The organism is Chloroflexota bacterium (assembly GCA_018829775.1).
Taxonomy (GTDB): domain Bacteria; phylum Chloroflexota; class Dehalococcoidia; order Dehalococcoidales; family RBG-16-60-22; genus E44-bin89.
The window spans coordinates 1-25302 of sequence record JAHJTL010000015.1 but is presented as its reverse complement, the minus strand read 5'-3'; the positions used below and the strand labels follow the sequence as shown (position 1 = coordinate 25302).

The 25302-nt window shown below is 47.0% G+C and carries 25 protein-coding genes; 4 read left to right on the top strand and 21 right to left on the bottom strand.

Annotation, left to right across the window (positions count from 1 at the left end):
• Positions 1 to 1102: 1102 nt before the first annotated feature.
• Entirely contained in the window at positions 1103 to 1810 is a 708-nt protein-coding gene (locus KKD83_01985) for a hypothetical protein (protein MBU2534920.1), read from the top strand.
• Positions 1811 to 1844: 34 nt separating this feature from the next.
• Here KKD83_01985 and KKD83_01980 read toward each other — a convergent pair whose 3' ends face one another.
• The 19 genes from KKD83_01980 to KKD83_01890 form a co-directional block, all read right to left on the bottom strand.
• The gene (locus KKD83_01980) at positions 1845 to 2507 is read right to left on the bottom strand and encodes a DUF1638 domain-containing protein (protein MBU2534919.1); all 663 of its coding nucleotides are present in this window, start codon (positions 2505 to 2507) and stop codon (positions 1845 to 1847) included.
• 103 nt (positions 2508 to 2610) lie between these two features.
• Positions 2611 to 3819 carry a homocysteine biosynthesis protein gene (locus KKD83_01975; protein MBU2534918.1) on the bottom strand — a complete coding sequence of 403 codons (1209 nt, stop codon included), beginning with the start codon at positions 3817 to 3819 and terminating at the stop codon, positions 2611 to 2613.
• Positions 3820 to 4020: 201 nt separating this feature from the next.
• Positions 4021 to 5019: a cysteine synthase A gene (gene cysK / locus KKD83_01970; GenBank protein ID MBU2534917.1), complete on the bottom strand. Its 999-nt coding sequence runs from the start codon at positions 5017 to 5019 to the stop codon at positions 4021 to 4023.
• A 34-nt stretch (positions 5020 to 5053) separates the two neighbouring features.
• Positions 5054 to 6064, bottom strand: coding sequence for a ThiF family adenylyltransferase (locus KKD83_01965; GenBank protein ID MBU2534916.1), 1011 nt, complete (start codon positions 6062 to 6064; stop codon positions 5054 to 5056).
• A 48-nt stretch (positions 6065 to 6112) separates the two neighbouring features.
• Positions 6113 to 6556 carry an Rrf2 family transcriptional regulator gene (locus KKD83_01960; protein ID MBU2534915.1) on the bottom strand — a complete coding sequence of 148 codons (444 nt, stop codon included), beginning with the start codon at positions 6554 to 6556 and terminating at the stop codon, positions 6113 to 6115.
• A gap of 199 nt (positions 6557 to 6755) precedes the next feature.
• Positions 6756 to 6962: a 4Fe-4S binding protein gene (locus KKD83_01955; protein ID MBU2534914.1), complete on the bottom strand. Its 207-nt coding sequence runs from the start codon at positions 6960 to 6962 to the stop codon at positions 6756 to 6758.
• 160 nt (positions 6963 to 7122) lie between these two features.
• Entirely contained in the window at positions 7123 to 9102 is a 1980-nt protein-coding gene (locus KKD83_01950; protein MBU2534913.1) for a (Fe-S)-binding protein, read from the bottom strand.
• 25 nt (positions 9103 to 9127) lie between these two features.
• Positions 9128 to 10459, bottom strand: a complete 1332-nt coding sequence (locus tag KKD83_01945) for an electron transfer flavoprotein subunit alpha (GenBank protein ID MBU2534912.1) — start codon at positions 10457 to 10459, stop codon at positions 9128 to 9130.
• A 30-nt stretch (positions 10460 to 10489) separates the two neighbouring features.
• The gene (locus KKD83_01940) at positions 10490 to 11305 is read right to left on the bottom strand and encodes an electron transfer flavoprotein subunit beta/FixA family protein (GenBank protein MBU2534911.1); all 816 of its coding nucleotides are present in this window, start codon (positions 11303 to 11305) and stop codon (positions 10490 to 10492) included.
• A 48-nt stretch (positions 11306 to 11353) separates the two neighbouring features.
• The gene (locus tag KKD83_01935; protein MBU2534910.1) at positions 11354 to 11632 is read right to left on the bottom strand and encodes a DUF4342 domain-containing protein; all 279 of its coding nucleotides are present in this window, start codon (positions 11630 to 11632) and stop codon (positions 11354 to 11356) included.
• Positions 11633 to 11935: 303 nt separating this feature from the next.
• A complete protein-coding gene (locus tag KKD83_01930; protein MBU2534909.1) occupies positions 11936 to 12151 on the bottom strand; it encodes a hypothetical protein in 216 nt (71 codons plus the stop codon).
• A 13-nt stretch (positions 12152 to 12164) separates the two neighbouring features.
• Positions 12165 to 13364, bottom strand: a complete 1200-nt coding sequence (gene nrfD / locus KKD83_01925; protein MBU2534908.1) for a polysulfide reductase NrfD — start codon at positions 13362 to 13364, stop codon at positions 12165 to 12167.
• 3 nt (positions 13365 to 13367) lie between these two features.
• A complete protein-coding gene (locus tag KKD83_01920; GenBank protein ID MBU2534907.1) occupies positions 13368 to 14123 on the bottom strand; it encodes a 4Fe-4S dicluster domain-containing protein in 756 nt (251 codons plus the stop codon).
• 52 nt (positions 14124 to 14175) lie between these two features.
• Positions 14176 to 14802: a hypothetical protein gene (locus KKD83_01915; protein ID MBU2534906.1), complete on the bottom strand. Its 627-nt coding sequence runs from the start codon at positions 14800 to 14802 to the stop codon at positions 14176 to 14178.
• A 52-nt stretch (positions 14803 to 14854) separates the two neighbouring features.
• Positions 14855 to 15622, bottom strand: a complete 768-nt coding sequence (locus KKD83_01910) for a slipin family protein (GenBank protein ID MBU2534905.1) — start codon at positions 15620 to 15622, stop codon at positions 14855 to 14857.
• 35 nt (positions 15623 to 15657) lie between these two features.
• Positions 15658 to 16116 carry a response regulator gene (locus KKD83_01905; protein ID MBU2534904.1) on the bottom strand — a complete coding sequence of 153 codons (459 nt, stop codon included), beginning with the start codon at positions 16114 to 16116 and terminating at the stop codon, positions 15658 to 15660.
• Between the two features lie 148 nt (positions 16117 to 16264).
• Positions 16265 to 16963, bottom strand: a complete 699-nt coding sequence (locus KKD83_01900; GenBank protein ID MBU2534903.1) for a response regulator transcription factor — start codon at positions 16961 to 16963, stop codon at positions 16265 to 16267.
• Positions 16964 to 16984: 21 nt separating this feature from the next.
• A complete protein-coding gene (locus KKD83_01895) occupies positions 16985 to 18541 on the bottom strand; it encodes a HAMP domain-containing protein (GenBank protein ID MBU2534902.1) in 1557 nt (518 codons plus the stop codon).
• Positions 18542 to 18580: 39 nt separating this feature from the next.
• Positions 18581 to 19252, bottom strand: coding sequence for a cache domain-containing protein (locus KKD83_01890; protein ID MBU2534901.1), 672 nt, complete (start codon positions 19250 to 19252; stop codon positions 18581 to 18583).
• A 788-nt stretch (positions 19253 to 20040) separates the two neighbouring features.
• On the opposite strand from KKD83_01890, the gene KKD83_01885 reads away from it, so the two are divergent.
• Positions 20041 to 20892 (top strand): DUF1616 domain-containing protein, encoded by an 852-nt coding sequence (locus KKD83_01885; GenBank protein MBU2534900.1) that lies wholly within the window; start codon positions 20041 to 20043, stop codon positions 20890 to 20892.
• 13 nt (positions 20893 to 20905) lie between these two features.
• A complete protein-coding gene (locus KKD83_01880) occupies positions 20906 to 22390 on the top strand; it encodes a hypothetical protein (GenBank protein MBU2534899.1) in 1485 nt (494 codons plus the stop codon).
• 74 nt (positions 22391 to 22464) lie between these two features.
• Here KKD83_01880 and KKD83_01875 read toward each other — a convergent pair whose 3' ends face one another.
• Complete coding sequence (locus KKD83_01875) at positions 22465 to 22974, bottom strand: hypothetical protein (protein MBU2534898.1); 510 nt, start codon at positions 22972 to 22974, stop codon at positions 22465 to 22467.
• 270 nt (positions 22975 to 23244) lie between these two features.
• Here KKD83_01875 and KKD83_01870 point away from each other — a divergent pair, with 270 nt between their 5' ends.
• Positions 23245 to 24690 carry a B12-binding domain-containing radical SAM protein gene (locus tag KKD83_01870; GenBank protein MBU2534897.1) on the top strand — a complete coding sequence of 482 codons (1446 nt, stop codon included), beginning with the start codon at positions 23245 to 23247 and terminating at the stop codon, positions 24688 to 24690.
• Positions 24691 to 24780: 90 nt separating this feature from the next.
• On the opposite strand, the gene KKD83_01865 is transcribed toward KKD83_01870, so the two are convergent.
• The coding region (locus tag KKD83_01865; GenBank protein ID MBU2534896.1) for a discoidin domain-containing protein at positions 24781 to 25302 on the bottom strand (522 nt) is incomplete at its 5' end.

The window sequence follows — 25302 nt, the reverse complement described above, 5'->3', positions numbered from 1 at the left end:
CAATCAGCTATTTTGTTTTCAGGTTATCTCACGTCATAAATACCCTGCATTATCAATTATAAACGGATGTAACTTTCTGTCAATACGTAATTAGTTTTTTCTGACCCTGCAGGTATGGTCTACCAGCAAATTTTTTAAAAATAGATTAAGAGGGGGATTCATCTTTTGGTGATGAAAAAGTGTACAGTGAAGCGGCGTACAGAGTAGATACAAACAAGGATGATTAAAGGCACAATAAGTCTGTACAGTATTTACTTTGGGGGCAATTTAGGATAATTTCTCAGGCCGTCTACTGCTTACTGCGGCTGATTGCTGGATTTATTACATTAAGGGCTATGTGGCCGGAACGCACTGGCCGCTCACACACATATACCCAGCAGGGCACTCTGAATCAATAGAGCATGTTAAATCTGGGAGTGCTCGCTTTAAGAAACCTGACCGCTGCCTGCTCTGGTGCAGCGCAACGCCGGCACCTGCCCAGATTAGTAAAGGTGCCATGAGCCCGGCCAGCAACGCTAACATACAATTGCGCAAACCTCTCATTTTTCCGCCTCCATCGCCATATATTTCTTCAATTAACCTGGAGGGCGGGCATAGAGGAAAGTACTGAAAGTACCCTCCAGAACGTCATACTGTGCCACCTTACATTGTCAAAAAAACAATTGATAAGGTAACTTAATGGCAGCTTTATAAGTCGTCTTTAAATTGTGTGCCCTTCCCTCCATGCCCTTTATGTGTTACAAATATACCCCTATATAAAAGAATTGTCATCGGGAATAATACGTGCTTTTTACATAACAAAAGTCTAATTTTACGGGAAATGTTACCTCTTTATCGTTAATAAATTGGTGAAAAATATCTGAGAGCATACCTGTTGCGCTGGTGGAATGTACATGAATGGTCCTTTCATTTTCTACTTAAGAGCAAAGAAAGAGATAAGGAGTGGAATCCATAGCGTAATCGAGTTAATACACGAAATAACGAATGGTTTACCACCCTTCGTCGCTGGCTCCAGTCCGGGCGCGACCGCGAAAGCAGTATTAGAAGAGAACGTTGCTCTTCTTTTATTTTTTACACAGACGATTTATACTAAGGAGCAGGTATGATTCACTATATACCGCTGATTTCTGCCATCGTAAGCTTTGTTTTTGCCCTGGCAGTTCTAGACCAGTTCTTTGCCAGACGAAAGCCCTATCAGCTTATCTGGGCTATAGGTTTGTTCATGTATGCCATTAGCACGTCAACCGAGTTCTGGGTTGGGGCGTGGGGTCTAAATGTCACCGTATATCGGCTCTGGTATCTGTTTGGCGCCATATTTGTAGCTGCCTACCTTGGAATGGGTACTCTCTACTTACTTGTCAGGCAACGCACAGCTCACACTATTATGGCGATTTTATTGGCAGCGTCATTTTACGCCACTTTTCGTGTCTTTGCCGCCAGCATTGACCTGGGCGGTCTTCAAGTTCTTTCAGGCACTGCTATGCCCCAGGGTGTGAGACTTATGACTCCCGTATTTAACACTTTCGGGACAGTCTCCCTCGTAGGGGGGGCCATATATAGTGCCTGGGTTTACTGGCGACGTAAGATAATGCCGCACAGGGTAATATCTAATGTACTTATTGCTGTTGGGGCCATATTGCCAGCCGTGGGCGGGACTCATATGAGGTTGGGAGGCGGCCTGCCACTGTTCTACATCTTCGAGCTGGTAGGGATTATCATTATCTTTACTGGTTTCTTACGAAGCCGGGAAGTATTCGGCTTATACCGTTTCCCGCTCATTCACGGCTTCCGCAGGGTATCGGCTGATTGATGGTATAAGACTGTAAAATCCTGGAAATGCAAATCTAACACAACGATAAGAACATCTTCTGGGTTATTTCTTCTCCGGGCTGGAGTATAAAAAAGTCATCCTTATCCCATTCGTTTCTCATCATCTTCTCAAATATAGACAGAGAGCCTCCAATTTCCTCATAATCAACGCTGAGGAAGGCAGCATTTGCCCGGGCGTGCTCTCTATATTCGGCCGGGTCGTAAGAACCGGTGGCTATCAAGGCAAGGCGCGTATAATTCTTGAACGCTTCCCGCATCACCCATTCTGCCGTCTCGGCACCATAACGTTCCTTGTATTCATCAAACGTTACCATGGGTGAATTCGCTTCTTCGATCCACCCCTTGGTCAAATAATAAGTGCCCGGAGCCTTATTATGTTCCCGCATGTGGTTAGCCACCGAGCCCAACCAGAAGGTAATGCAGTCGTGTGCTTTGGGTATGACTATGGGCACGTTTTCCGCTTTAATACCCAAGGTACCATTGCCGCAGGCCCCATAGCCGAGCATAATGAAGTCGAAGCCGCCATCCACCTGATGTATCTTCTCCTGAATGGCGAGCCTCATCTTGTCCGGGGTTTTGTGAAGCCCCTGCTCCAAGAATTCCAATTGAACCCCGGGTGGGCTTACCGCCTGTAATTCGTTGATAAGCACCCGACACGCAATTATCAATACTTTCAACTTACATCTCCAAGCAAAATATCATGCTACTGACTGTATCGCCGTTATCCGCAGAGGGCCGCCTGCCGGCAGAACCCTCCACGGATATGGCTGCATTGCTCGTTTAACTTTGCCGCTGCGGTCTCTCTTCCAGGTTCTTGAATTTGATTCCTGACTCCGCTCCCGGTATTGATGCCACAGGCTCGGTCAAAGGGAACTCACCCTTCTGTATCCAGTCTTTCAGAATATTGGTGATTTCCACCGCCTTGGAATAGCTGGACAACGAAGCGGTCGGCACTTCCTTCTTATTGACCTCAATCTTGCCGGTCTTGAGCTCGGCGTAGCTTACCTCTCCCAGGACATCCGGGTTTCTCTGTGGATAGGACTCGGAATAATCCACGATAGGTGCCATAACATCGGCATCTGTAACGGTCGTGTAGGCCAGGATTTCTTCGGATAGTACCGGAATCGGCACGCCTATGCCGACGGTTATCGTGCAACCGTAACCGAGAAAGGTGGTTCCGAGGAGCCATTCCGGCTTCATCTGCTTCAAGTCACCAATTACGGCAAGGGTCCCCGACGGTCGTTTTGGCACGCCATTATCGCCGCGAGTAACACCGGGATTATGCTGCGTTCCCTGCCAGGCAACGTAGCCAATACCCCCGCCCAGAAATATCTTGGTGCCGACCCCGATTGTTTTGTAATGCGGGTCGTTCAGCAGTGGTGATAGCTGTCCGGCACTGCAGTAGTTGGCGTTACCAAGATGCGGCTTCAGTATGCCCATATATGTGTATATGGTTCTGTCAGCAAGGTTCACGGCAACATTGTAGTTCTGGTAGGCGTTCCGGATATTGAATAGTACGGCTTCATTGATGTCCTGAAGGTTTATCCAGGTTTCCAGTTTTTTCCTCGGGTAGCAGTCCGTACCATAGGCGCTGGCCTCAAGCCGAATGTCCTTGCCGGCAACAAGTTCCTCAATGACGTGTCCGCCGCCATAGCTGAAGTCGCCCGGGTGTGACCGGTTTCTGGGGTCATCGTCGGGTATGGCCGTGGCGCCGAGGAAGACATCGACCGCTGCCAGTCCGGCGTATACCGGGATATCGTTCAGGTAAACCTTGCCGCCACCCAGTTTAATCCTTGGCTTGGCGTGCCCAACGTTAAAGTAAGCTCCTGATGAACACATAGGGCCAAAAGTACCGGTGGTGACCACGTCTACTTCCTGAGCAGCCTTCGATAAACCCTTATCGGCAACAATGTCGATTATCTCTTCGGCGGTTACAACTACAGCCTGCCCTTTTTTGATTTTATCGTTGATTTCGGCGATAGTTTTCATTTTTTATCTGTTCCTTCCTTTAATTTTACGTTTTTACCGTGTTTGCCCTTTCGGGCCACGCATGACCCATAGCATCACCACCACCCCGCCCTCATTAATCCCTATTCCACCCAATGCCAGTCCCCGGGTAAAAACAATCTGAATATCTTCTCCTAAAATTCTAAACAAGACAGGCCTCTCTATAATGTGAAATTTGTTAATTCAAAGACTATTTTGGAAAAGCCAGGTAGATAAATATCGTTCGCCCGTATCCGGTAGTATGGTGACGATAAGTTTACCTTTATTTTCCGGCCTTTTGGCTACTTCCAGGGCTGCCCAGGTGGCGGCGCCTGAAGATATGCCGGCCAGTATCCCCTCTTCTTTGGCCAGCCTTCTCGCCATGTTACCGGCATCATCATTGGTGACCTTGATAATTTCATCGACCAGGTCGGTTCTCAAGACATCAGGGACAAAGCCGGCGCCGATGCCCTGAATCTTGTGTGGGCCTGGGTTTCCTCCGGAAAGCACCGGGGAATCAACCGGCTCAACGGCGATGGCCTTAAACTCGGGTTTCCTCGGCTTGATGACCTCGGACACCCCGGTAATGGTGCCGCCAGTGCCGACTCCTGAGACCAAAATATCTACCCGGCCCCCGGTGTCACGCCAGATTTCCTCAGCGGTGGTAAGACGGTGTATTTCTGGGTTGGCTGGATTTTTAAACTGCTGTGGAACAAAGGAATTAGGATTTTCTGCGGCCAGCTCTTCCGCCTTTCTTATTGCCCCTTTCATCCCTTCCGCTCCGGGCGTCAGCACCAGTTCTGCGCCAAATATGGCCAGTAACTGCCGGCGCTCTACAGACATCGTATCAGGCATGGTGAGAATCAGTCGGTATCCCCTTGCCGCGCAGACAAAGGCGAGGGAAATGCCGGTATTGCCACTGGTAGGCTCAATGATGGCCGTATCTTTGTTTACCAGACCCTTTGCTTCAGCGTCCAATATCATGGACACTCCAATGCGGTCCTTTACGCTGCCAATAGGATTAAAAGATTCCAGTTTGGCGACAACGTCGGCCAGCACCCCCTTGGTGACTCGATTTAATCTAACCAGAGGTGTATTGCCAATAAGCTCGCTGGAGTCCTTGGCTATGCCTCTGGTTAGCTTCGGTATTTCTATCGTCTTGTACTGGAGTTTTTCCACTTCTTCTAAATTCGTCTTTGCCATCTCAATTATCTCCTGAATCTGATATTGTCATAGCTCAAGCGCCTACGTACTTGACGTAGAGTTCCCTGGCCAGCGGCTCGTCGAAACTGTTACGGAGAATGAGCCGACCGTCCGGGAAAATTACCATTTCGTGACCGTTGACCTTGAAATTTACCGTGTTCTCGTTATAGCTCACTTCACCGGATGCTTTAAGATGTTTCGCCAGTTCAGGCAGAGAGAGCCTTTCCACCTTGGGGTCGAGGACCTGTACCGAGTACTGGCCGCAAAGTACGGTTGTTCTCACGCCGAACTGCCTCTGTAGGAACTCGTAATTGCCCTGACAGGTTGGGCAGTCTGGACGAAAACTCGGCTTGAAACGGTCGAAAACTCCCTGCCAGACATCGACAAATAGAACATCATGGCTGATTTCTTTGGCACCGGTGAGAATCTTCATGGCTTCAACCGATTGAAGAGAGCCTATAATGGAAGGGGCGGGGCTGATTACGCCAGCCCTATCGCAGGTGGGTATCACCCCGGGAGGAGGCACCGAAGTAAAGAGACATCTGAAACAGGGGGTTTGGCCCGGAATTATATTCATGGTCATTCCATAAGTTGCAATGGCCCCGCCATAAATCCACGGGATTCCGTGTTTCAGGGAAACGTCGTTTATGAGAAAACGTGTTTCCGGATTATCCAGCCCGTCCAGTATTAAATCAACTCCGCCGACGAGTTCTTCGATATTGGCGTAATGCACATCGGCGACGATACCTTCAATCTCAATAGAAGAGTTCACTTTTTTCAGATGCCTTTCCGCGGCGATGGCCTTGGGGACCTGATTTTTCACATCTTCCTCATCAAAGAGTATTTGCCGCTGCAGGTTGTGGTACTCGATGAGGTCCCGGTCAATGATTCTTACCTTGCCGACGCCCGCGCGCACCAGAGTATTGGCGATAACCGTTCCCAGCGCTCCACACCCAATGATAACCACGCTGCTGCCAGCCAATTTCTTTTGTCCCTCTTCACCGATAGCTCGGTAAAGAGTCTGTCTTGAGTAACGGTCAATCATGAAAAGCTTATCTCCTCCGGTACTAACGCCAGGGTACGAACGACGAGTTTAGATGTAATACATCGACTTTTCTGGCTGCTTTTTCTGCTTTTGCCTTTCTGCTAAATCATGCAGGGTAGTGGCCTCTAAAACTCCATCTATAGCTGTTTGTAATTCACCCCAGATATCTCTAGTGGCACAAAACTCGGAGCGGTCACATAAGTTAGCGTCATTTATGCAATCCACCAGCGCCAGCGGACCTTCAAGGAGATTGATAACATCGCTTAATTTTATCTCCTCAGTGTGCTTAGCAAGCAAAATCCCGCCTTTTGTTCCTCTGATGCTCCTTATAAGACCCCCGGCTTTCAGCGGGGCCACCAATTGCTCAAGATAGGGAAGTGAGATTTGCTGCCTCTGGGCAATATCCCTAAGCAGCACCGGCTCCTCCTTGCTGTGAAGGGCTAAATCTAAAAGAGCCCTGGTTGCATAACGCGTCCTCGTCGATAGTTTCATCGGTCACATCTCTAATTTCATAAAAATAAATAGTTGACTAAAATAATCAACTTACTATACAATAGCAAAGCTTTAGATTATTGTCAATAGCTGCAATCAAGAAAATCAAGATATTTTGCGAAATTTGTTCCCAGGGGAAGTAAAAAGAGTTGAAATAAGAAACGGAAACCGTGATGGCTGAACAGGCTGGAGAACGCTGCTACCCTTCGATGACTACCTCGAAGGGATACTGTATCGCCCCGGTGGAACAGACCAGCTCACACATCGTGCACCATACTGTGCACAGACGCCGTTCCCTCTTCTCATTAATCTCGACCACATTTCCCACGAGCACCAGCACCTGGCAGGTACACACCTCAACACAAAGCCCGCAACCCGTACACTTATATCGGTCGATTACCAGCATTTCATCATTTATACCTTATCTTCTCCGGACAGCGATAGTCTAATACTCGATTCACCCGGCTGTCAGCGACTTTTGTCTCACTTGCCAATACCGGCGACTTCTCTCATCACCTCCGTACTCTGTAATCACTGTACGGTTGCGCTCTAGCCTTTCCATTCTTTTATTTAAGCACGCTGGCAGCAATCTCGGCCACATCCCGCACCTGTACCCTGTCTTCAAGGCCCTTGTCCTTCAGCCCGTCTTCAAACATCGTCATACAGTAGGGACAGGAGACACAGATTGTATCCGGGTTTTTTTTCAAGGCTTCTTCGGTACGGGCTACGTTAATCAGTTGGCCAATGCTTTCTTCCATCCACATCCGCCCCCCGCCGGCACCGCAACAAAAGGACCTGTCATGATGGCGGTCCATCTCCGTAATTGCATCGCCAGTAACCGAGGCAATAACATTACGCGGGGCTTCGTAAATCTTATTGTGACGCCCCAGATAGCAGGAATCGTGAAAGACCATGTTACCCAATTCTCCAGGCTTATTTAGCTTTAGCCTGCCCGTTTCAATCAGGCTATTAATTAATTCGGTATGATGTACGACTTCCATCTCAATGCCATATTGGCGATAGTCATTCTTCAGGGTACTGTAGCAGTGAGGACATTGGGTAATAACTTTGCTCACACCTCGTTCTTTAAAAAGCTCAATATTCTTTTTAACCATGCTGTCAAAAAGGAATTCATTGCCCAGACGACGCAGGCTATCGGCACAACAGGGTTCATTCCTGCCCAGAATGCCCCAGGAAACACCGCTGGCATCCAGAATCTTGGCTATGGCCTGCGTGGTACGCCTGTTACGAGCGACAAACGCGCCGGCACAGCCGACGAAAAACAGGTATTCAGCCTGACCAGCTTCAAAAGGCTTGATTTCGGTTTCTACGGTCCACTTGATACGTTCTGCAGGAGCAATGCCCCACGGATTACTGCGCTGCTCCATATTCTCAAAAAGGTTTAGTAGCTCTTCCGGGAACTTCGCTTTCATTTCCACCAAGTGCCGGCGCATATCAATAATCCGCGGAAAATGCTCTATAAACACCGGGCACACTTCGACACAACCGCCGCAGGTAGTGCATTCCCAAAGCACCTCTTCGGAAATGCCACCTTCCTCACTGCCCCCGATTAAAGGTAGTTTTATATTTTTACTGTGGGTAAGCAAGGGGCCATTCTTCAGCAAATTCACCTTGATATCATGGATAACCAGACGCGGATTTAGCGGCTTGTTGGTGAAGGTTGCCGGGCAAACATCAGAGCAGCGGCCACACTCGGTGCAGGAGTATGAATCAAGCAAACCTTTCCAGGTGAAATCATTTACCTGGCCCACGCCAAAGGTATTGCCCGTTTTGAATTCTTCGCGAGCCGGGATGGTAACCTTGGCCAGATTGCGGAAGAAAACGTTGGGAATAGCCGTCAGAATATGCATATGCTTGCTGTATGGCAGGTAATTGAGGAAACCGAGCAGCACGACAGCATGAAGCCACCACAGGTATTTAGCGGATACCATCAATCTTTCCACAGAAACACCGGACAAAAAAGTGGCTGCAATAAAATTGGAAATTGGCCTGTAGGCGGCTTCTTTCCCATAAGCAATTTCACTGGCGTGTAAACCAAAAAAGGCAATCATTAAGGCAGCAACCAACCCAAGGATGATAAAGGAGTCGGGGTTTCGCGCTTCCATATAAGAGGGAGGGAAAACCAGGCGACGGACTATGGCAACGCACACCGCTAGAAGCGCAGCCAGTGATACCAGGTCGAAAATGAAAGCCAGAATATGGTAGGCGCCATCCGGTAGCCGTGAGAGGCTGACAAATTCTGGGAAAAGTCCGTTCAGCAGAAATTCGGTATTGGCCAGAAATAGAATCAGGAAACACCAGAAAAGGACGGAGTGGTTTAAACCAAAACGGTAGCCATGGGCAACAGTGCACCGCTGACCGAAAGCATAAAGAAGCACGCTCCAGATACGTTTACCGAAATTATCGAATCGATTTTCAAAGGTCCCCAGGGTCAGTAAACGGAAACGCTTAAAACAACTCCAGCTGAAAAGTACCAGGGCAAGGACAAAGATGATGGAAAATGCAATGACATTATACGATATCATTTACCCTTTTATTTCAGTTCCAATACTATGCTCTTACTTCTTCCTTGGTACGCAATTCTCTAATCCGCTCTGTAAAGGCTGGCACCACCTGCAGGACATCACCGACAATCCCGTAATTAGCCACTTCAAAAATAGGTGCGTGTCGGTCATGGTTGATAGCGATAATCAGGTCCGATTGCTGCATACCAACCAGGTGCTGAATGGCACCGCTGATGCCGCAGGCAATGTAGAGCTTGGGTCTGACCGTCTTGCCTGTCTGGCCGACCTGGCGTTCCGCAGGCATCCACCCCGCCTCTACAGCACCACGAGAACAACCAACGACACCGCCTAACTCGCTGGCTAGATTCTGTAAAATGGCAAAATTCTCCTTGGCGCACAAGCCCCTTCCCCCAGAGACGATAACTTCTGCGGAAGTGATATCCACCATATCTTTACTCGTGTTGATAACCTCCAGCACTTTGACGGCGATATTCTCCTCTTGTACAGGTATGTATTCTCGGATAATCTTTCCGTTCTTAGTACCATTTTTCCTGGGTAAGGCGAATACATGTGGCCGAACGGTGGACATCTGCGGACGAGCGCGTTCGGTTAAAATGGTCGCCATAATATTGCCGCCAAATGCCGGGCGTATCTGCAGCAACGAGCGGTTGTCGCCAATCTCCAGGCCAGTACAATCGGCGGTCAATCCGGTCTGGAGCTTTGTCGCCACAGCCCCGGCCAGATCCCTCCCCAAACCGGTGGCACCCATGAGCAATATTTCCGGTTTATATTTCTCCACCAGATAGCAGATAGCCCGGTAATAAGATTCGGTACGATAATGGTGAAATACGGGATCGTCAATCAGGTATGATTTAATTGCACCATAGGCAAATGATTCCTGGCAGAGTTTCTCCACTTTATGGCCGATGACCACAGAGCACAGTTCAACACCCAGAGTGTTCGCCAGGTCGGCACCTACACCAAGTAATTCCCAGGAAACACTGGCCGGCTCCCCGAACCTCTGCTCAACAAAGACCCAGATACCTTGGTATTCTTTGAGCCTGGCCTGTATTATATCTTTTTCGCGGGCTGCTTCAGCTTCCAGGGCAGCGGCTGACTTTGCTCGTACCTCCATTTCGGCGAGAATCTTCTTCTCCTCCGGACTGTAATAAATCTTCAGCGCATCCGCCGGGCAAGCCTCCAGACATTTGCGGCAGCCACTGCATCTGTCGACCAAGATTACTGGCTCGCCTTTCTCATTCATTTCAATGGCGTCTCTGGGACAAGAACTCTGGCAAAGAGCGCCACAGGCAATACACTTGCCCGGAATGAGTTGGGCTACGCCTCTGGGTCTCTTTATCTTTTTCTCCTCTGCCATATACTGACCTCTAACAAATTCAATTAAAAGCTAAAGATTAATTATATCCTTCTCCACTAACTTACGGATTAGCAAATGAGCTGCTTCTTCAGGGTCATTGAGACCATCGCCTAAAATCTCACCTATGGCTCTTTCGGGAGAGAAGATTTTACTCACTTGCGTTGCGGAACCCTTAAGTCCAACGGTTTCTGTATCCAGCTTCATCTCTTCATTGCTCCACAGTGTTACCTCAGCACCCTCAGCTGTCAGACGCTTCAGCACGGTAGGATATCGTAGACGATTTATCTCCCGCTCCACAGAAATCACGGCAGGCAAAGGTGCCTCCACTAATTCGCTGTATGTACCTAATTTACGTCTAACCCTCACCTTTTTCGCCTGAAGGTCTATGTTCTCGATATTATTGACGAAAGTTAGCTGTGAATATCCCAGGCGAGTAGCAATCCCTGGCCCAACCTGAGCGGTATCTCCATCAATGGTCTGCCGGCCGCAAATTACCACCGCCGCTTTTTCGTTCTGAACCAGTCGTTGGATAGCCGAGGACAGGACGAGACTGGTCGCCAGAGTATCTGCCCCACCAAAAGAACGGTCGCTTAAAAGCACTACTTCATCTGCTCCCAGAGCCAGAGCCCTCCGCAGTATTATCTCGGTGCTGGGAGGGCCCATCGAGATAACCACCACCCTGAATCCATATTTATCCTTAAGCCTGAGGCTTTCTTCCAATGCGTGCGTATCAAATGGATTCATAATGAAAGGAACACCCTCTCTAATTAGGGTGCCGGTTACCGGGTCAACTTTTACCTGGGTGGTGTCTGGTACCTGTTTAATGCATGTTATCGCTACACTCATTCTGCCTATCATAACTTTCGGTAATGTTATGTCTCATGTGGGTTCGTTTTAAAAATCGGGGTATTCATAAGTAAACTTTCTATCTACCAAGTCGATTTCAATAGTGCAGTAATTTATCAGCTCCGTAATTTTACTGACCGCAGCATGCACCGGGATGAGGAATAGTGGTACATCAGATGTAGTATCACGAAGGTCCAGCGAAATATCTATGAGAGGTTTTCCCAGATGCATGATACGAACTTTTTTGACATTTCCCTGGCGTACAAGCTTGTCCACTTTCTCAACGAGACCGCTTCCGGTTATAGATATTCTTTCTCCAACAACCACTTCGCACCTCCTTTAAAGGTTGTGCCCGATTTGTGAACTCCCCAAGGTTCCTCACGTATTTATTGAGACAATATGTGGCTTTAAATTCAATATATGGCAGCATCAGTACTTTCACAATAGAGATAAGAAGGTTATTATTGCAGGACAATATTCCCCTTTTTCGAGGAAAAAGCTTCTGAAACTTACGATAGAAATTCCTGTTTTCAAGGAAAAAGCGACTTATAGACCTAGTCTATGTCATGTCAATGCGTACAACACCGGAAGAGTTAAGCTTAATTGATAGGCACTAACTCATCAATAAGGTTATTTTCGTGATAAAGCTGAGCCGATTATAAAGGCCAGTACTCCAGCCAGAAAAAGAGCTCCCCAGATAACCAGCTGAAAGCTGGTCACAAAGCTACATGCCACGGGTCGGAACAGGAAAAGCAAGCCTGCCGCCAGGCTAACAGCCGCCGTAATGGCTCCGCCTACCCGCAGTACTGTACCTTTTCCATTTACGGTTTCAGTCCAAATTGCCATATTCTTACCCCCCTTATTGCGTTTCTCTGAAAAAACGTGTCTGCAAGCCTATCTTGTTGACTCCCGATGGTTGAACCTCTGCTTGCCAGGGCTGGAAGAGATAACTGATTAAAAAGATAATTACAAATGGTAATAGAAATATTGCACCGGCCACCAGAATACCTGTTTCACCTGTCAACGGCGGGAAATAACTGGTAAATCCTCTCAGGCTTTTGGATAATAATTGCCCGCCAATTACCACGTTCCAGCGCATAGCAAAAACGCCCACGAGAATAAAGACGGCGGAGGTAAATCTCATTATCGTCTTTGTCCGCTCATTCAAGTTCACTATTTCCGCTGTTCCCATGACTAGAATTGGCAGTATAGTTCCCAGAATAAACTGGATGCCAAAGTAGCTGAGCCCTATTTCTTTCGTTATCAGTTGCTGGATAAGGCCCCAGCTCTCTTCGGATTCGTAAAGCATGGTAAGGACCTCCAGGCCTTCAAGAGCCAGAGCCAGGGTGATAAAGCCACCGAGCCAAAGGGCCAATGAATGAACGCACCCGTGGTCCAAAGTGGCTTTCCTGATTTTTGTTGATACAACATACAGCACAATTAATAGCGCTATTCCCGAAACTATGGCAGAGGTCAGAAAAATAATAGGCATTAGCGACGTCGACCACCAGGCATTCGATTTTACTGCTCCAAAAATGAATCCCACATAACCGTGCAATAAACAAGCGGCCGGGATCCCAATCATGGCCAGCACCTTGATAACCTTGTTATCAATTGATTGCGATTCTTCTGATATGTCGAGAATTCCTAATGATAATAATGAGTATATTTTTTGTTTGACACCTTCATTTGACTTCGCATATCTAACGATATCCGGCCTGAATACGAGCCATGTTTCAACAAGCAGCAAAGTCAAGTATATGAACCATATATATCCAAAGCCCGCCATAGCCGAAATCAGATTGGGTCTGAGAAACATCTCAAGGGCTCTTTCCGGACGAGCTAAATGAATGATAAGCGGCAGTGGACAGACCAGAAGAAAGGCGAGCGCCGTAATCAAGGAAAGACGCGCTACTGGTTTAAGGCTATTCAGCCCGAAAACATGATAGAGTGAGGAGACGATGAAAGCGCCCGCCACAAGACCGGTGATATAGGGGTAAAGGACAATTAACAGATCCCATTCAATGCTGGCTTCATTTGGATATACAAAGCCCGACATCCTCTAACGTACTCCTTTTTCAAGTCCGACGTAATACACCATTGGCTCTGAACCCAGATCTGGCTTCAGGACACCTACCGTCTCCGTCTCCAAAATCTGGCTTACCTCGCTTTCAGGGTCACGTATATCTCCGAATTTTCTGGCTCCAACGGGGCAGACTTCCACACAAGCCGGGGGAAATCCTTTGGTTATTCGGTGGTAGCACCAGGTGCATTTATCTACCACTTTTAATCTGGGATCGAGAAACCTCGCTCCGTAGGGACAGGCTTGAATGCAGTATCGACAGCCGATACAGGCCTTTCTATCAACGATGACCACGCCTTCCGGGGTGGAGTAGGTTGCCTCAACGGGGCATACCTGTACACATGGAGGAGATTGGCAATGATTGCAGAGCTTTGGGACAAAGAAACTTTTTCTTATTTTTATATTTTCATACTTGATATTGGCGTGGTCAGCAGAAAAACCATTAATTCCAGCATCAGGAGAATCTACAAAGACCTCCTCGCTATGGGTGACCACATATCTTTCCACCCAGGTTCGGTTGTATTCCGGTTCTTCAGGGACGTCATTCTCTAGCTTGCAGGCTTGAACGCATCTGCCACAGCCGATGCACTTTCTGATGTCAACGATGAATCTCCAGTAATGTTGCTTGATATTGGAGGTGCCGGGTCTCAATTGCGGTTTCACGTTCACCGGAATCAGATCGCGAACTGCACCCGGTATACTGACGGGGACAATTAAACCTCCCAGGAAACCCATGCCGCCAATTTTTAAGAAATCTCGGCGTGAAAGCTCCACTTTATTTTGCAACCTATTTATTGCTCTCATGGCAACTTAAACAACTCTCTTGCTCCCTTCCCTCATGGTCTAGGGGATAGGGTTTCAATCCGCCGGTGTCATGACAGAGAAGGCATTCTTCCCTTCCTTCCAACGTGTGCGGTACTGCTGGTATTGATACTGCTACCCGCTTGTCAGACGATACATCAGATGTTAAGGCTTCTAAAGGGCTATGAGGGTTATGGCATGTAACACAGTTGGATTGCCCACCATGTTCATCCAGATTAACCTGTGGGAACTCGCTTGGTCGAGCGACAACACTGTCATGGCACAGGCCGCAAAACTCCCTGGAATTGTCGATTTCCATTCCTATACCCGTATCTATATGGTCTTTGCCCGGTCCGTGGCAAGTTTCGCAGCTTACCCCACTATGTTCTGCTTCCTTCAAACTGGAGAAATTCTCTTGATGACAGCTGCTACAGCTAACGTTATCCACGTACTTAACCGGCAAGCTTGCCCATTCTTCAGTATTTTCGTCGCTACTCTTTGGATAAAAGCCGTATTCTTCAAATATGGCTGGTGCTGGCACGACCCTCGGCACCACAACAATTACAGCCAGAACAATCAATACTACTAATCCGGCTCTTACCAGGTGTTCCATTTTTAGAACTCACTACTATAGGGAGATTTATCAAGTTCTGGGCAACACCGACCTATTCTTTATGTTGCTGAAGGCTCAACTTGTTCGATAGAGAATTAGCTATGTCTACCGTCAACGGTATAATGGTGCTGTTTCTTTCGCCGGCCATCTCAACAAGAGTCTGAAGGTAGCGTAGCTGAAGGGCAGCGGGCTGACTCTGTATTATTTTTGCCGCATCGGCAAGGGTTTGTGCTGCCTGATATTCACCTTTTGCATGGATAACTTTGGCCCTCTTCTCTCGCTCGGCTTCAGCTTGCTTGGCCATGGACCGCTGCATTGTTTCCGGGAGAAGTACATCTTTTACTTCTACCAGCGTTACCCTTACTCCCCATGGGTCCTCGGTCTGCTCATCGATTATTTGCCGCAAACGGAGATTTATCTGGTCACGGTGCGCGAGCAATTCATCCAGTTCTGATTGGCCGAGAACGCTTCTGATAGTCGTCAGAGCAAGTTGGATGGTGGCCTGTCGATAGTCCTCAACATTAATTATTGCCTTCGCTGAATCAATCACCATGAAGTACACCACAGCATCCACCCGGACGGTTACATTATCTCTGGTGATAACTTCCTGAGGTTCCAAGACAGTAGTTTTAACACGGAGGCTGACTTTACTCATACGATCAACAAATGGGATAATCAGGTTGAAACCCGGATTTCTTATCCCGACTAAGCGTCCAAAGCGAAGAACCACACCTCGTTCGTACTGTTTTACGATTCTGACACTGTAGACCAGGATAACTAAGGCCGCAATCGCAATCAGGAAGATAATCCAAGCATCCATTTTTCACCTCTCTCCTTCCGTATTAAAGATTTTGTTCAAGCGCTGACCCTTCTCCTAATTTTGATACCTACAGGAACGGGCAACATTTCCCGTGTAGTTGAAACGCCCCGTGAATTGATTAATTTGGAAACACGTGAAATCAGGTCGCGCATATCAAAAGGCTTCTGAATATAATCATCGGGGCCAAATCTCTCAATTAAACCTGAACCGGGGGCATTTGCCGATACGATTATTACTGGCATCTCGCTCGTTGAATCCGTTAGCCTAAGGAGGCTGAGGATACCCCAACCACTGAAGTCTGGCAGCCCAACATCTAAAAGCAAGAGATCAGCCTTTGCCTGGCTTAGCAGCTTAATGCAATCCAGCCCCGTCTGCGCTTCAGAAACCCGAGCACCTGATTTCTCCAGGTTATACCGAATCAACCGACTGGTAGTCTGGTCGTCTTCAGCCACGATAATAGATGACTTATGGTTGTTCCTAATCTTGTTCCGCATTTTTATTCAGTCCAGCTACAGGCATAATATTCCAGAAGAGATAAAAAAGGCGTGAAAATTTGGTCTGCAGAATGAATAATTTGTGAAAAAAGTAAATGGGGAAAGACATTGCGTGAGGTGAATTAGTATCGTGGAGAGTCGCTTGTCTCTATATCGCCTTGGTAAATATATAGCCGATACCGGGTTTGGATAAAATATACTTGGGATGGTGTGGGTCGTCTTCTATCTTGCGGCGGAGGTGACGTATATATGCTCTGAGATATTCCAGCTCATTTATGTACTCCGGGCCCCAGACTTTCGTCAGTAGTTCACCGTGGAACATCATTCGCCCCGCATTGGTCACCAGTTGAGATAGAAGTTTGTATTCCGTCAATGTCAGTGCTACTTCCTGCCCCTTAACGGTTACTCTACGTTGCATAAAGTCAACCGTGACGTCTCCGCAAGTGAAGCTGCGTAGAGCCGTGGCTTCTTCAGAAGGTTTGGCACGACGAAGCACTGCTTCAATTCTGGCCAGCAGTTCTTCTACATTGAAGGGTTTGGTGATGTAGTCATCGGCACCCAGTTTTAGCCCCTTTACTTTATCCGCATCTTCCACCTTAGCAGTTAGCATAACTATTGGTATGTCCGTAAATTCTCTGATGCGCTGACAAAGACCGTAACCGTCTATTCCAGGAAGCATAATATCAAGTATGACCATGTCTGGCATTTCCCTATCGATAATATCAATAGCAGAAAGAGCGTCCATAGCTAACAGGACTTCGTAACCAACTGTTTTTAGGTTAGAATTTACTAGTTTAATCAACTGTGGGTCATCGTCGACAAGTAATATTTTAGGTTTCCTGGTCATCTCACCCCTCTTAGCGAATTATTAATCCTCTTCATAGCCCTCGCTCAAGGGCAAACTGAAATAGAAAGTGCTCCCTTTACCCACGGCGCTCTTGAACCAGACCTCACCGCCGTGAGCTTCAACATGTGCCTTAACAATAGAGAGCCCGAGCCCGCTTCCGGTAGTACCACGGGTCAAATTACTGTCCACACGGTAGAACCTTTCGAAGATTTTATCATGGTATTCTTGAGGAATACCCGTTCCGTTATCCTTTATTTCGACAATTACCCTATCCCGTATTACCTTGCCGGATATCTTAGCTACTCCGCCGTCTGGGGAATATTTTACAGCATTTTCCAGAAGATTCCTTAATACCTGTTCTATACATCTGACATCGGCTTCGACAACCGGGAAGCTCGGCGCAAAAGACAGGTCGAACTCATGCTTCTTGGCTCGCGTTGAAATCTCTTCTACCACTTTTTCAGCCAGCCGAGGTATGAGCAGCGGCTCTTTTTCCAATTTCACCGCACCGGCTTCCAATTTGGCTGACTGTAAGATTTTATCAATTAGGTCACGCAGCTCATCAGTCTTCTCGTCTATAATCTGAAGGAATTCACGCTGCGTCTCTCTTTCCCAGGAAGCATCCTTACGGAGTAGTGAGGTGGAATAACCCTTTATGAGCGTTAGCGGTGTGCGTAGCTCATGCGAAACCGAAGAAATGAATTGGGACCTCAGACGGTCCGCTTCATGCAGCGCCCTCGCCTCCTCGGCTTCATTGGCCAGCTGAGCTCTCTCGATAGTGATACCAATGCCATCGGCTATGGCCTGAAGTAAGCGGTAATCTGATTCTGAGAACACTTCCTTATCATTAAAATTAACTAGAACGAGACCTCCTATAACTCGGTTCCGCTCAAACACCTTGCCGCAGATAAAACTTTGCGCTTTAGACTGAAAAGGTTCCGAGCGAAGAAAAGTATCAATTGCTTCTTCCACGGCACTTGTTTCTTTTGTCGCCTCACCTTCTGACTTTGAAACCAAATCGGAACCAGGTGCACTACCAGGAGCAGTATTAATATCAGGAAAAGCGTCCTTATTCATACCGATTATACATCGTAGCACTAAGGCACCATGTGCATCGCTATCTAAGAGCAATAGACCACCGTCGGCATTGGGCACGACCTCCACTGCCTTTACGACAACGGCATCAAGAACGGGCGACAAGTCGATTGCAGATGATAATATCTCAGAAACAGAAAGCAGTGAGGACAGTTCCTGCGTTTTTTGCTTTAACTCTCCGTAAGAAGTTTTTAGCTTTCGTCTCATGTCATCGAGTGTCTGGCTCAATACGCCGACCTCATCTCTGCCCAGATTAGCGACCTGACCATCCAGGTCTCCCTCAGCTATTTTTTTAGAGGCGACAGTAAGCAGCCTAATCCGACTGCCAACATCTCTTGTAGTTATAACAACAAAAAGAAGAGCAACAGTAACCAATACTATTCCAAATAGAATCAAATTTTGACGGAGTTCACGAGTAGGGGCGAGCGCCTCGTCTTCCGACTGACGAATAACTACCCCCCAGTTTGCCTTTGAGAGTGGCATGAAAGCTAATACGTCTTTTCTATCAACCCTTTGCTCGGCCTAGTGACAGGTATGACAGACGCCCTGGGTTGGATTTCCTGCTCGTATCAGGTCAGCAAAGCGACCACTGTGGTCACTCTTTTCAAAGGGCGACAATTCAGGGCCAGGCTCGGTTCTGACAACGACAATCCCGTTCTGGTCGATAATTTCAATATAGCCCGTTTCTCCCAGCCTCACCGGGTACACAAATCCCCCGATGCTTGATTTGGCCGGCGCGGTAGTAAGACCTGAAACACTGGCTTCTTTCATCTTAATAGTCTGGATAAAGCTGCTTAAGTGAAAAGATTCGCCACCATCGGTCCAAGCGATATCCGGCTTACTCCAGCGGATTTCTCCTGCTCCATCGATGAGATAGATGCTATGTATAGGAATTGACAAGCGTGAATAAGTCGTCTCAAGAGATTCTATATGAGCTTGGAAGTTGTCCTTTGTATCATCGATGTCAATCATCCGCGCCGTATTCTCCAGTTCAGACAGAGCGCGCTCTAATGCTTCGTCTACGTAGTCAGCTACTAAACCAGCTGTGGTCAGGCGGTCTTCGAGCATCGTTTCCGTGGCTCGATTCACTGCTCTCATTCCCAGGGAGCTAAATACTATTACTCCAACGAGTAGACCCATGGTGGTTAGCAGGGGGATTTTTTTGCCAAGTGTTAGGTTAGTTAAAAATTTCATGGAATATTATCCTGTTTAATCACTTATCCTTCCCGTAAGCGACCGGGTACCTGCTCCCGTGAAAGATTCCTGCACTGAGGCAGGAAGTTCATCCGATATCTCAGAAGAATAGCTAGCGCTTTCAGCAAACCTCTCTTCCAACGGGGAAATTGAACATTGCTCCCGGAGTTGAAGCCACCAGGTTATATTTTTCCTAACGGCTTGCTTTATATCTTCCGATGTCATTTTCTGGGTATCGTTACTCTGGAAGGACGCCGTTTCTTAACCCTCCCCAAATCCAAGTTTATCCAAGGCCAATGTGTTATTCCAAAATTATTCGTGTATTAAGGTTGCATCTTTTTTTTACGATTTTCAATGTGCTATTCTACCTATTTATGTGACCGTGAATACCTCATTTTTGAAAATCAAGGGTGGATTGGCGTGCACACATCATTTGTCCATGTGGAGGTAACAAAACAAGCGATTGTATAGTCAGAACGCCCGGAATCAAAATCAAAAATAAAAAGTCTGCCAGAGACATATGAAAGATATTCGCTAAGGCAAACGTTTCACAGAAAATGCATAGTGTGGCCGTATTTTGAACGTACTCGCTATCCAATATGCATATTGCCTTTGCTTCGGCCACTTCAATATCTATTGTATCTGATATTTCTCTCTTATTCTTTGTTCTATGAATTGCTTTTATACATTGCACATTCTACAATCTCTAATATGTTACGGCATCAAATAAATGATAAATGTAATACCCGTATATATTTGGTAGTTCGGTTTTCAAGAGTGCATAGGACATGAATAGAAAAAGGGTCGAAATCGACCTACTAATGATAAATATATTAATCGGCATATTCTTAGCGATTGTGTTTACCGATAGCCTGTCATGGCTTCGAGTGATTTTGGGAATTCCTCTGATTATCCTGTTCCCCGGCTATGTGTTTATCGGTGTGCTTTACCCTAGAAAAGATAGCATTAGCCACGTCAATCGGATAGCCTTAAGTCTAGGATTATCTATTGTTGTTATCGTCCTAATCGGGCTGGTACTCAATTATCTTCCCTGGGGCATTGGACTCTATTCAATCACTATATCAATCTCTATCTTAATTTCACTTCTGTCAGCAATAACCTGGTACATTCGCGGGCGATATCATCCAGAGGAGCGGTACGGTTTTACTATTAAGCTACCGAGCGGGAATTTAATTGATTACTCCAGGTCTTTGAACCGGGTTCACCTCAGCCTGATTATTCTAATTATATGTTCAATTATTGGCTTTGCCGTTTTTCTCAGCTACACGCTGGCCAAACCTCCAGAGAGGGAGCCTTTTACCGAGTTCTACATACTGGGAATTGAAAACCGCGCCGATAGTTATCCACTGGAACTAAAGCTGGGAGAGAGGGGAGAAGTAACGGTTGGCATTGTAAGCCGTGAATATGAAGCGATTAATTATCGAATAGAAGTTGTTGTTGAAGATAACAAAACGTATGAGTTATTTCCGATAGTGCTGGCGCCGGAAGAGAAATGGCATGGGGAATTGGAGTTTACTCCAGAGCCGGTTGTTAAAAGACAGAAAGTCGAGTTCCGGCTTTATAAAGATGCAGGCTGGTCAGGTGAAGTCAGGTATCTCTGGGTAAATGTAAAAGCATGATGGTGAAAATAACGTGAATAACAGCGTGGATTTGCCACTGAAGCGGCAAAACAATGTCATAGAAGGGTTGCTGCTGGTATTGATATTGCTGCTGGCCGTTTTCATGGCCGGTATCCCCCATCTGGATTATATATACCCACTGCACATCGATGAATGGTGGCGCTACGGGGATTCACAAAGCCTGGTAGCCAACGGTCATTTCCCTTATCCTGACCCTTTTAATTCAGGACAGGTCCTGGCGGAAGATATTGAAGCGGGCTACCACCTTCTGCTGGGTGTAATAAGGCTGATTACAGATATTTCATGGCTCAATTTATTTCGTTTTTTACCCGGCTTTATTTTTGCTATGTTAGCCTTTCAGGCTTATGCGTTTGGCAGGAGGAGGGGATTTGGCCTGGGAGCCGCTTTCTTGGTTTGCCTTATCCCTACTACTATCAGGTTCCTGGGTCCGGCCTTTCTGGTACCGGTTTCTCTGGGGCTTGCCTTCATTCCGCTGGCTCTTTTTATCCTGCACCGGCTGATGAATGATATCCGGGGGCCAGTTCTTCTTTTCCTGCTGCTCTTTGCGCTGCTTTTTCTCCATCCCCCAACTATGGCTGTTATTTCAGCGATTGTGGTTATTCATCTGGTTTTTTCGCTGTTCGACAAGCAGAAAGTGCAGAGTCGCATACGGAAGGTAGCCATAGTTCTTAGCTTTATTATGATAATTTGCACTTTGATGTTTTTCTGGGCACCGGATTCGTTTGGCTTCGTCGTGAAAGAAGCATTAGATCCGGAGCGACATCTGCCACTGCCCCCCATTGTCAATGCCCTGCCCGGATATGGCTATATTCCGATCGTACTATTTATAATTGGAGTAGGTATCCTTTTCCATAAGCATAGGCGGGAAGATTTAGCCCTTATTACAGCGGTACTTGCTTTACTTGCTTTTCAACAGCTATATCCGCATTTCTACATTGGACTTGACATTATCTATGAAAGAGGCTGGCTGTACACATTTGTCTTGATGGCACTGGTTGGTGGGGTGGCGCTGCCCGCAGTTTGGGGATGGATAAAATCAGGAATGGGAAAATGGCCACGCCTGGCGCTTGTCGTTGCCTTTACTGTGCTTGGTATCTTATTGGCTTCAGCTTTAATGTTAAGTCTGCGCAGCCATCTTTCGGGAGATTATTATCACGTGATTGATGACGAGATGTATCAGGAATTCTTATGGATTGGGGAGTATGTGCCGCCGTCGTACCGGATTGGTATTCTGGACACTCACGAGGCCTGGCCATTTGCGGCGATAACGAAAAAATTTGCTTACACTGCTGAGGTGGCTCCCAACTTCCATGCCAAAGGTCGCTCGGCAATGGAATTCTTGGAAACCGGGTCTAAAGACACTTCATGGTTACTAAAAGAGGGAATAACCATAATATATACATCTGAAGCAGTGGAAAACAATGACCTGATAAAAGTCAATAACAGGACTTATCTATTAATCAATAAAGGAGCATAATTCTTACCGGCTATGGTGAAATCAACTGAGTACTGCTGGGGGGGTAACCTTTTAATCTTGATCACCAATCTGGGTTATCTGGTTTTCGACCGGTCTTGGCGACCAAACATAGATTCAAGAACCGATTGATAATGTAATTCAGGGCGTAATCCCTGTCTTTTCATGCGACGCCACCTGACAAAGTATTCAATGATTGAGAGGGCCCTCTTGAACAGTTGACCATGCCGGTACATATAAAACAAGTCAAGTAACATATGCAATAGTATCCCTCCCAGCATGGCTATCAGCCACGTCCAGCCGGTTATTGCCGCTGCAACCGACATTAAGAGGATGAACTCTGCAGTGTGCATCAGGTTGAGACTCAGGAAGTCAGGCTCCTTTCCTCTCTCGGAGAGAAGATCATGGAATTCAAACATACGCTTTATACTATAGTCCTTAAAACCGTTACGGTAGACGTAATCTACGTAATGGTCACCATCAATGAGAACTGAGGAAACCCAGAAGACAGCGCTGTTCACACCGAGTGCCGGTGTAAGGGCCAGGGCAACTGTGCCGCCAATTAAGGCATGATGTTGAGGTTTCATAATTGAATAATTAGTCTATTGGCCAGTATAGATTGGGTATATTCGATATTATAAGCGAGGATTAACCATCTTTTGCAAGACATCATGGCTTTTCTCTATTCTACCGATAAGTCAGGTGATTGTGAAGGGATAACAAGCGGGCATTTTGTATTATATGAGTTAGACTTTTTAAAATGTTAATTTGAAATTTTCTGGATGCCAATTGGTTGATAAAATGTCAAAAGTCATTTAAAATTTAAGTATGTTTTCTGTTTGGATTGAAAGTGCACCATGAACATATTACTTACCAATATTCCACAAGAGTTTGAGACAAAGGAATATACTACACCGGATTACATCAAGAGTTTTGAGCGGTATCCCCCCCTTGGGTTGATGGCTATTGCTGCCGATGTGGACTCCATGCACACCATCAAGATTTTAGATGTAAGTGTCCCGGCACTCTCTGTTGAAGAGACCATTGAGTACATCAGGGAATACCATCCTGATGTTCTTGGTATTTCTGTAACTTCGAGGCTACTCTATGCTATGAATGTAATTACCCATCGTGTTAAAGATGTCCTTCCGGATACCAAGATTGTAGTTGGCGGGGCGCACGTGACTTACTTCCCTCGAGAAACAATGGAGCTGGGAGCGATAGACTACGCCCTGCCGGGCTTCGGTGAAAAGACCTTTCCTCTCCTTATTGAGGCCATAGCGGCTGGCGAAAAACCGGAGGCATTAGCAATTATCCCTAACCTGTATTATAGAGCTGCTGGTAAGCAAATTAAGTCGAATCCTTATGACGAACCTCCTATTGTGCTGGATCCTATTCCGTTTCCGAATCGGCGCCTGATAAATCTTGATGACTATTATAGCGTCATTTCCAAGGGAAGGATGACAACTCTCTACACCTCGAGAGGTTGCCCCTTCCACTGTATCTTTTGTGATATCCAGGATAAGAAATTTCGTTATCGCACCGCTAAATGTGTCGTTGACGAGTTTGAAGAAATCGCAAATCTCGGTATCAAAGAACTCCTTATCCTTGATGATACTTTCAACGCCAACCGGAAGAGGGTCATCGATATCTGCAACGAGATTATAAGGCGGGGTCTCAAGATAAGCTGGGGGGCACGGGCCCGACTTTATCCCTTTGATGAAGAGATAATTAGCTTGCTCAAAAAAGCAGGTTGCAACCGGCTGCATGTGGGAGTAGAGAGTCTGGACCGGGATATTCTCCGCTACATGCGGAAAGGTATCACGCCCGAGCATATCAGCCAGTTTTTCAGATTATGCAAGGAATATGATATGGAGACTCTAGCCTATTTTATACTGGGCTTCCCTAATGAGACCCGTGAGTATAGGGCTGGCCTTATGAAGGAACTGGACAAGCTGAACATCAACTTCTTATTTTTCAATGTTCTTTACCCGCTGGCGAAGACCCAGTATTACCAGGAGCTGCTGGATGGAGGCATCTATAAGCGCGATTACTGGGCCGATTTCAATAGGAACCCGACCAAGTACTTCGAATTGCCGCTCCCCCGCAGCCCGGAGTTGCAGCAGGAACTGCTGGAGACAGCAGACCGGCTCACCAGCGGATTTTATTTAAGGCCGAAGTTCATCTGGCAGGAGTTCAAGCGGTCTTTCCGGTCACCGCGGGCACTCTGGGAAGCGGCCAAAGTAGCGGTTAGCTTATTTCGCCTGAGATGGCTAAGGCGATCCACCGTGAGGGAGCAATAAGAAGTTGTTCCAACGTTAGCCTACCAATCCGTAGACAAAAGACAGGCGATGCTCATTGTTTCACGAAAAGTGCTTCATTTAGGCAGGTTTCTAGCGGAATCGGTAAAGCTCCATCCTGGCCATAGAGAAAAAATATATATCCCACACTGAGAGGCGATAGTAGCGGTAAGGCTGCAAATTACCGACCAGAAAATACAACCAATCGTCGGTGAGGTTCGTTTGATGGACACCGAGTACAGCCAGTGGTGTCCAGTTCTGTTTATCATTACTGGCCTCCAGCTCTGCTGTATATCCAAACCACATCTGTTCAGCGAAGTCCGTTCGTGGTTTTACTCGCAGGAGCGGGACCGCCTGCTCAGTCCCTAAATCCACGAGCACCCAGGCCCTTTCTTCTTGTCGCGGACGCTGTATATGCCAGAAGCCCTCCGTACCGGATTTTACCAGGTAGTCCTTGTACCAGGGGTCACTAAAACTACTGACCTGCAGTTGAGACTCTGTTAGTGGTATCTTATCGTAGGGAGAAAGGTCGAACTGCTGGACTCCCAATATAAGAAGGGGCTGGTGGTAGCCGGTTGCGGTCGATGGTGAGTGTTTGTGGTTTGTGATATCGGG